The sequence below is a fragment of the Colwellia sp. genome, from assembly GCF_013215345.1.
In the GTDB taxonomy this organism is placed as follows: Bacteria; Pseudomonadota; Gammaproteobacteria; order Enterobacterales; family Alteromonadaceae; genus Colwellia.
This window is the reverse complement of the sequence record NZ_JABSOV010000160.1, coordinates 1-7199: the sequence shown is the minus strand read 5'-3', so window position 1 is coordinate 7199 and position 7199 is coordinate 1. Positions and strand designations below refer to the sequence as shown.

The 7199-nt window shown below is 38.3% G+C and carries 6 protein-coding genes and 2 rRNA genes; 5 read left to right on the top strand and 3 right to left on the bottom strand.

Annotated elements, in window-relative coordinates; all coding sequences use genetic code 11:
• Both HRT50_RS16945 and rrf read left to right on the top strand, forming a co-directional pair.
• Positions 1-772, top strand: a 23S ribosomal RNA gene (locus HRT50_RS16945); the annotation flags it as partial.
• Positions 773-907: 135 nt separating this feature from the next.
• A 5S ribosomal RNA gene (gene rrf / locus HRT50_RS16940) occupies positions 908-1022 on the top strand.
• Positions 1023-2293: 1271 nt separating this feature from the next.
• Here rrf and dusA read toward each other — a convergent pair.
• Entirely contained in the window at positions 2294-3304 is a 1011-nt protein-coding gene (dusA, locus tag HRT50_RS16935) for a tRNA dihydrouridine(20/20a) synthase DusA (RefSeq protein WP_291616662.1), read from the bottom strand.
• A gap of 106 nt (positions 3305-3410) precedes the next feature.
• Between dusA and HRT50_RS16930 the strand changes: the two genes are divergently transcribed.
• Positions 3411-4475, top strand: a complete 1065-nt coding sequence (locus HRT50_RS16930; RefSeq protein WP_291616660.1) for a site-specific integrase — start codon at positions 3411-3413, stop codon at positions 4473-4475.
• A gap of 80 nt (positions 4476-4555) precedes the next feature.
• Here HRT50_RS16930 and HRT50_RS16925 read toward each other — a convergent pair whose 3' ends face one another.
• Positions 4556-4714, bottom strand: coding sequence for a hypothetical protein (locus HRT50_RS16925; protein ID WP_291616657.1), 159 nt, complete (start codon positions 4712-4714; stop codon positions 4556-4558).
• Between the two features lie 521 nt (positions 4715-5235).
• Between HRT50_RS16925 and HRT50_RS16920 the strand changes: the two genes are divergently transcribed.
• Both HRT50_RS16920 and HRT50_RS16915 read left to right on the top strand, forming a co-directional pair.
• A complete protein-coding gene (locus HRT50_RS16920) occupies positions 5236-5490 on the top strand; it encodes a hypothetical protein (RefSeq protein ID WP_291616656.1) in 255 nt (84 codons plus the stop codon).
• Positions 5471-5719, top strand: a complete 249-nt coding sequence (locus tag HRT50_RS16915) for a hypothetical protein (RefSeq protein WP_291616654.1) — start codon at positions 5471-5473, stop codon at positions 5717-5719. The genes HRT50_RS16920 and HRT50_RS16915 overlap by 20 nt, the downstream gene beginning before the upstream one ends.
• Before the next feature lie 288 nt (positions 5720-6007).
• On the opposite strand, the gene HRT50_RS16910 is transcribed toward HRT50_RS16915, so the two are convergent.
• Positions 6008-6715, bottom strand: coding sequence for a hypothetical protein (locus HRT50_RS16910; RefSeq protein ID WP_291616652.1), 708 nt, complete (start codon positions 6713-6715; stop codon positions 6008-6010).
• Positions 6716-7199: the final 484 nt, after the last annotated feature.

Genomic DNA, 7199 nt, shown 5'->3' with positions numbered 1-7199 from the left:
GAAACCATGTCGCTAGATGTGGTGGAGCCAATCTTGAAATACCACCCTTGTATGCGTGATGTTCTAACCTAGGGCCCTTATCGGGCTTGGGGACACTGTCTGGTGGGTAGTTTGACTGGGGCGGTCTCCTCCCAAAGAGTAACGGAGGAGCACGAAGGTTGGCTAAGTACGGTCGGACATCGTACGGTTAGTGCAATGGCATAAGCCAGCTTAACTGCGAGACAGACACGTCGAGCAGGTACGAAAGTAGGTCATAGTGATCCGGTGGTTCTGTATGGAAGGGCCATCGCTCAACGGATAAAAGGTACTCCGGGGATAACAGGCTGATACCGCCCAAGAGTTCATATCGACGGCGGTGTTTGGCACCTCGATGTCGGCTCATCACATCCTGGGGCTGAAGTCGGTCCCAAGGGTATGGCTGTTCGCCATTTAAAGTGGTACGCGAGCTGGGTTTAGAACGTCGTGAGACAGTTCGGTCCCTATCTGCCGTGGGCGTTTGAGAATTGAAGAGGGCTGCTCCTAGTACGAGAGGACCGGAGTGGACGAACCACTGGTGTTCGGGTTGTCATGCCAATGGCATTGCCCGGTAGCTACGTTCGGAACTGATAACCGCTGAAAGCATCTAAGCGGGAAGCAGGCTTTGAGATGAGTTCTCACTGGGACTTTAAGTCCCCTAAAGGGTCGTTGGAGACTACAACGTTGATAGGTCAGGTGTGTAAGTGCTGCGAGGCATTGAGCTAACTGATACTAATTGCCCGTGAGGCTTAACCATACAACACCCAAGTAGTTTTGAACTATGAAGTTGTATGAAGACTGACATAAATAAAGAAAAATCACGTACTTACGTGTTACTTGAACCGCTTTTGTAAAACTTTTTATATCAAATTTCTAGATTGTACCCTTTTTGTTTAGCGACCATAGCGCTGTGGCCCCACCTGATCCCATTCCGAACTCAGAAGTGAAACGCAGTTGCGCCGATGGTAGTGTGGGAGTTCCCATGTGAGAGTAGGACATTGCTAAACTTCTAATTTGTGCTTAGGCACACGAGAAGCCCGTTACGAAAGTAACGGGCTTTTTTGCATTCTTGGTTTTTAAAAGCGCGGTTGAGCCGATGGTAGTGTGACTGATATTAGACATGCCCATGTAAGAGTAAGATATTGCTAAACTTCTATTTTGTACTTCGGCACACGAGAAGCCCGTTACGAAAGTAACGGGCTTTTTTGCATTTGAATTTTGAAAAAATTGTAATAGGGCTATTGGAGCACCTGATCCCATTCAGCTTCAATGCCGTAGTGCTTCATAAGTGAAACGCAGTTGTGCCAGTGATAATGAATGTATGGGAGTTCACACGTGAGAGCGCAGCGAGATATTGCTCAAGTTCTATTAAGCAAGTACGTGTCCAGATTTACCACTGTCTAGAGCTTCTCTAACGGGGATGCTGAAGCGTAGTTCCATCTATGGTTGTGTGCTTGTGTTGCAGGTAAGTGCATTTGTGAGGGAAGCAGTACATTACTAGGTTTATATATCTACTGAGAAAAAATCGAAAGACGTATTCTAAATAGAGGGGTTTTTCTTTGTGTTATAGGTAAGTTGGTCGTTCGACATAGTTTAGTTAACTCTATACGAATTTTATCGATCTGTTTGATCGGTGCTTATATATAGGATTGGTAATATTATTAAGTTCTAATTTTTGTACTTCCATTTACAACAGAGTAACGATGATACTTATACGGCCTTCATTATTGATAATAGTTTTTTTAATAAAAACTTGATGGATGAAGTACTAAATTTACTTGTCATAACTGATTTTTCAGATCCTACAAGCTAAGAGATAACTTACTTAGACTAGTTATGACTTAATGTTCGTCATCCCAACACAGACTTATGGTTCAAAAGCACCAACAACCATCGAAATAAGTAGCATAGCTGAAGCTGGTATCATGGTTAATATGAATAACGTGTTTAAATCTAACATGGTCTTTCCTTGTGTTTTTGCATCGATAATTAAATTTAAAATTTATGCAAAAATGTTTGTAGTTATTACTAAGTTGCAATAAGTGTTACAAAGGTTGTGCCAAAGTTATATTTAATTTTTAACTGTTTGAAATTACAACTGATTTAGTTTTAATGCATAAGTTTTTATAAGATGAACTATTGAGAGTCGGTTGGTTGGTGGCTATAAACACTATTTAAAGGTTAAAAGTAATATTATTTAGTCGAATGGCTTGTTTTGTTATATTTTAATCCTCTCAATATCGGGACAAAAATTCCCAATATCGAGACCTTAAGAGGGTTACTCAGGTAAAGTAACCTTATTAAATGCATCAAGCAGTACTTGACCGTCTGCGCCATCTTTACCTGCACACTCACTTAAGTGCTGTCTGAATTTACGTGCGCCAACTAAACCATTACAAAGCCCTAGCATATGCCGTAATATATGCCACGCTCTACCGCCATCCTTAACTGTATTATTGATATAAGGGATCATGAAATCAATGACTTCTGTCCTTGATATCTTTTCTACATTTGATTGATATATTTCAGTATCGGCATCCGCCAGCATAAAGGGACTGTTATATATTTCACGCCCTATCATTACCCCATCAATATGTTGAAGATGAAAATTAGCTTCAGTGAAAGTTTTAATGCCACCATTAATGGAGATGTTTAAGTTATTAAAAGCATTTTTAATTTTGTAGACGCGCTTATAATCCAAAGGCGGCACATCACGGTTCTGCTTAGGGCTTAAACCAGTTAACCAGGCTTTTCTAGCATGGATAATGAAATGTTGGCAGCCTGCTTGTGCTACTTGCTCGATAAAAGTGTGCAAAAACTCGTAAGAGTCCAGATCATCTATACCTATACGTGATTTTACCGTAACAGGAATATTAGTAGCGGCTTGCATTTTATCAACACATTCAGCAACAAGCGACGGCTCCGCCATCAAACAAGCACCGAAGCGTCCATTTTGGACTCTATCAGATGGACAACCGACATTAATATTAACTTCATCATAACCATATTGCTCGGCGATTTTGGCGCATTCAGTCATCGCCTTCACATCACTGCCTCCAAGTTGTAAAACTAAAGGGTGTTCAGCTTCGTTATAGGATAAATAATCACCTTTTCCGCGTAAAATAGCGCCAGTTGTTACCATCTCAGTATAAAGTACAGTGTGCTGAGACATTAGTCGGTAGAAATATCTTGAATGCTTATCGGTCCAATCTAGCATAGGCGCAACACTAAGCCTGTGATCTATTGTAGAGCCTGGTATGTATGGGTTTGGAGTCTTGTTAGTAGTCATTTATTTATACTCTAAGTCGCCTTGAATCGCCTGTACTTTCGTTGGGTTTCCGTTTAAGGTGTTCCAAATGTGCCCCATTTTGGGTAGGACGATTAAGGAAAATACAATGGCTTCAGTAACAATTGATAAACGCCAAAAAGCTAACGGAGATTTTAGCTACCGCTGCACAATTCGCGTAAAAAAGAATGGTGTAATTATACATAGAGAATCGAGAACATTCAGTAAAAAAGAATTAGCAAAAACATGGGGTAAAATACAAAAAGAAGCAGCAGAGCTAAACAGCATAACCAAACAAGACAAAATAATTACCATTGGCGAACTATTAGACCTGTACTTTAATGATGCTGATTTATGGACGGCTACTGGAAGAACTAAGCAATACGTGGTGAAAATGCTAAGAGATTGCCCAATTGCAGATATATTATCAAACCAACTTAAAAGTAGTGACTTAATAGCTCATTGTAAAATGCGAAGAGCAGCAGGAGCTGGAGCAGAAACTATTTATCATGATATTGCATATTTACGCAGTGTAATGAAAATAGCTTTACCTGTTTTTGATGTAACGGCCAACTGGAAAATATTTGAAGATGCTGTACCTGTATTAATAGAAATGAAGTTAGTGGGTAAGAGCCAAAAGCGAACACGCAGGCCTACTGAGAATGAACTCGATAAGTTAATTACAGCATTAACTGAAAGGCAGGACAAACAGGGCAGTAAAATTCCCTTTGTTGATATTCTTAATTTTTCTATATTCACCTGCATGAGAATTGGCGAAGTTTGTAAAATCGAATGGAAAGACTTAAACCATGAACATAAAACAGTAATTGTACGAGACAGGAAAGACCCAAGGAAAAAAGAGGGTAATCATATGATCGTTCCATTGTTAGCTGGTTCATATGACTTAGTAAAAAAGCAGACTGAAACGGATGATAGAATATTTCCTTATAATCCTAGGTCTGTAACAGCAGGTTTTCAGCGTGTTAGGAAGGATTTAGGTATAACTGACCTAAGGTATCATGATTTAAGGCGAGAGGGAGCATCTAGGCTATTTGAGAAAGGTTATAGCATTGAAGAGGTAGCTCAAGTCACAGGACATAGAAATCTAAACATACTTTGGCAAGTATATACTCAGTTATTCCCTCATAAGCTACATGATAAATTTGAAGAATAAAATGGACTACATCAATAGCAGTAGCTCCCTTTAATTCAGAGATCTTATTAAGTGCTTCCTAATAATCAGTATCAGCTATTTTAGCCACTCACTGCTTGAGCTCTCATTTTATGAACTTTCATAATTGCATTAGCAAGTTCTAGTAAAGATTTATACTCATCAAGTTCAACTATATTGATACTACCATTAATAAGTTTTTTACCGAGTTGAGATATTCGATCAGGTAAGAGGGGGAGCATGCAAACATCCTTATATACATTGTGATTGTAGTATTATTGTAGTTGAACATGGCAATTTTTCCCAAGTACCGATAGTCGCTAGAGTTTCTCCTAGAAAGCGAAAATTTAACCATTCAAATACAAAAAATAAAAGCTGTTAAAACAGAGACTTTGAGCCAAGGCCGCATAGTTTGGTGGAATCTACCCCCGTAATACATGACGGGGGTTTTCCGCTCTCTTCTCCTCCTCGTTGCTCAGGCTTCGCCCTCGTCCTCATCGTTCGCTACCAAAACCAATAAAAAAAAACGAACAAGAAAAAGTTCAAAAGAAGGTTCCAAAGAGCTTCAAGCCTAATTTAGTAAAGTAAAATAAAGGTTTCTAAGAACATTTTCAAAGACACGAAAATAACCTCAGACACTCCTTGATTTTCATTGACAAAATTATTCTCTCACTCTGTTTGATTAGCATCAAATTAAGCGCGCACCCCTATGTTTCTACGAAACGGGTACTTCTTAAATTGACACTATCAAGGAACTTTGAGCATGAATACTATACCTGAGCTAGACAGCACTGAGATTGAAAAAGAACTTCAAGAACTAATGAATGAGACTAGAGCATTAGTAGCGAAAGCAAAGGCAGCTAACGAAGCTGATGCCATAAAAAAGGAAGTAGTTAAAGTTAAGAGAGTAGGTCTGCACTTAACCTTTCATGAACAAAAAGACCTTATACCGTCAATTGTTAGAACTTTAACCACAGGAAAAATAAAAGGAATTCATCATGTTAATCAAAATAAATGAATCAGAGTCTGAGTTCGTAGCGTTCATTGACGAACTGAAGCAACATTACAGCGAAGCAACCGCAGCTGGTGCAGCAAAGAAAGCAATTGTTAATCACGTATCAGTTGTTAATGATTTAAGGAAGACCAAAAGGAAGCTGGAGAGGCTAGAAGATATACTTGAAGAAATAAAAAACATAAAGCAGCAACAAAAGGGATTACAGCAAGCACTCGACATTTTAACTGATTAGTACCAAAAATTTCTCCTGGCAATGGCTGCAGGAGCATAGAATAGTACCAAAATGTCGTTGCCGGTTTAGCCAGGTAAAACAAGTTTGGTACTAAAACTGACACTAGTAGTGTTAAATGCTTAGCTGAAATACCTGAAGACTTATACTAATTGGTATAGCAAAAGCTCAAGTGTCCTATGGTGATGGTTTACTGATTAAAAAATCTAAATTACCAATTACCAGGAATGGAAAAACACCAACGATGACAATTGATGTTTTCTTAAATGCTTAATTTAAAAATTATTAAGATTATTTCTTAAATCGACGTAAAGCTAAGTCTATGATTCCTAATGCGAAGATATAAAGTGTAAATGGTTCAGATACCGAGGCAGCGGCAGCGGGATCATCAATAATTGAAAATGAGACTAAAGCCACTTCTTGCCCATTAGCTGAATTAGTTCCCCCACCTTCCCAACGAAACTGAATTTGATCACCAATACTCGCTGCTGTTGATGAAAAATTGAATTCATTATATATCCAATTAAATGAACCTAGTGTTGGAACTAAAACGCCCGTTAAAGATATACCTTCGGTCAAGTTGAAAATTTCAATAGTTGCACCAGTTGCATTTCCACCTCTCACCCCACCAAAAAATGAAAGAGATCCTAGTTGATTTGCATTTATAGTTGAACCTAGACTAAAAGTAGCAGTTAAAAGAACATCTCCAGAAGTATCATTAACTTCAAGACCACCAGGTAACACGATTTCAGCAGTCGAAGGGTTATTATCGTGATCAAACATACCGCTCATACCTCGAGCCCCTGCACCACCAGTGGGATAAACTTCAAAACCACCACCAGTAGAGTCTTGCCAATCAACAATTAGTGAGTTTTCAAGTGCAGTACTTAGCCCGCTAAAGTCTTCTGAAAATATAAGACCAGCATAAGCATTGTTGATAATAAGGCTGGCTGAAAAAGTTGCCGCTACAATAGCTGAGTTTATTAATGGAGATCTCATAAAGTGCCTCTGTAATTACTTTTTATTATTTCTAAGGTAATAATAAATTTAATAGGTTACCGACTAATGCAAAGCTCGTACCAATCAAAAAGGATAAAATTAAATAGAAAATTCAATGAGTTAAAGAGAACATATTTAGATAAATTTCGTTGCATTGCATATTGCAAGATGCAATTTCAAAATGCGGAATTATTATTTACTCAAAAATTAGATAACTTTAAAGTTTGTTTATGTTCTACCTATAAACAAATCCAAGGCATCTAAAAAAGTATTGATGCAACAAGGTAATAATTTAATATGTGTGAAATATAATTTACGGAATGTATCGTATTTTGTCAGGGCATTACCAAAACTTCTATTGGTAACTGTCCAGGAGGATGAATTAGTACCAAAATCAGCTTGCCGGTTTAGCCAGGTTAAACAAGTTTGGTACTAAAACGTATTACTCCATACTACACATCTCAAATCAATTTCATTTCAACAG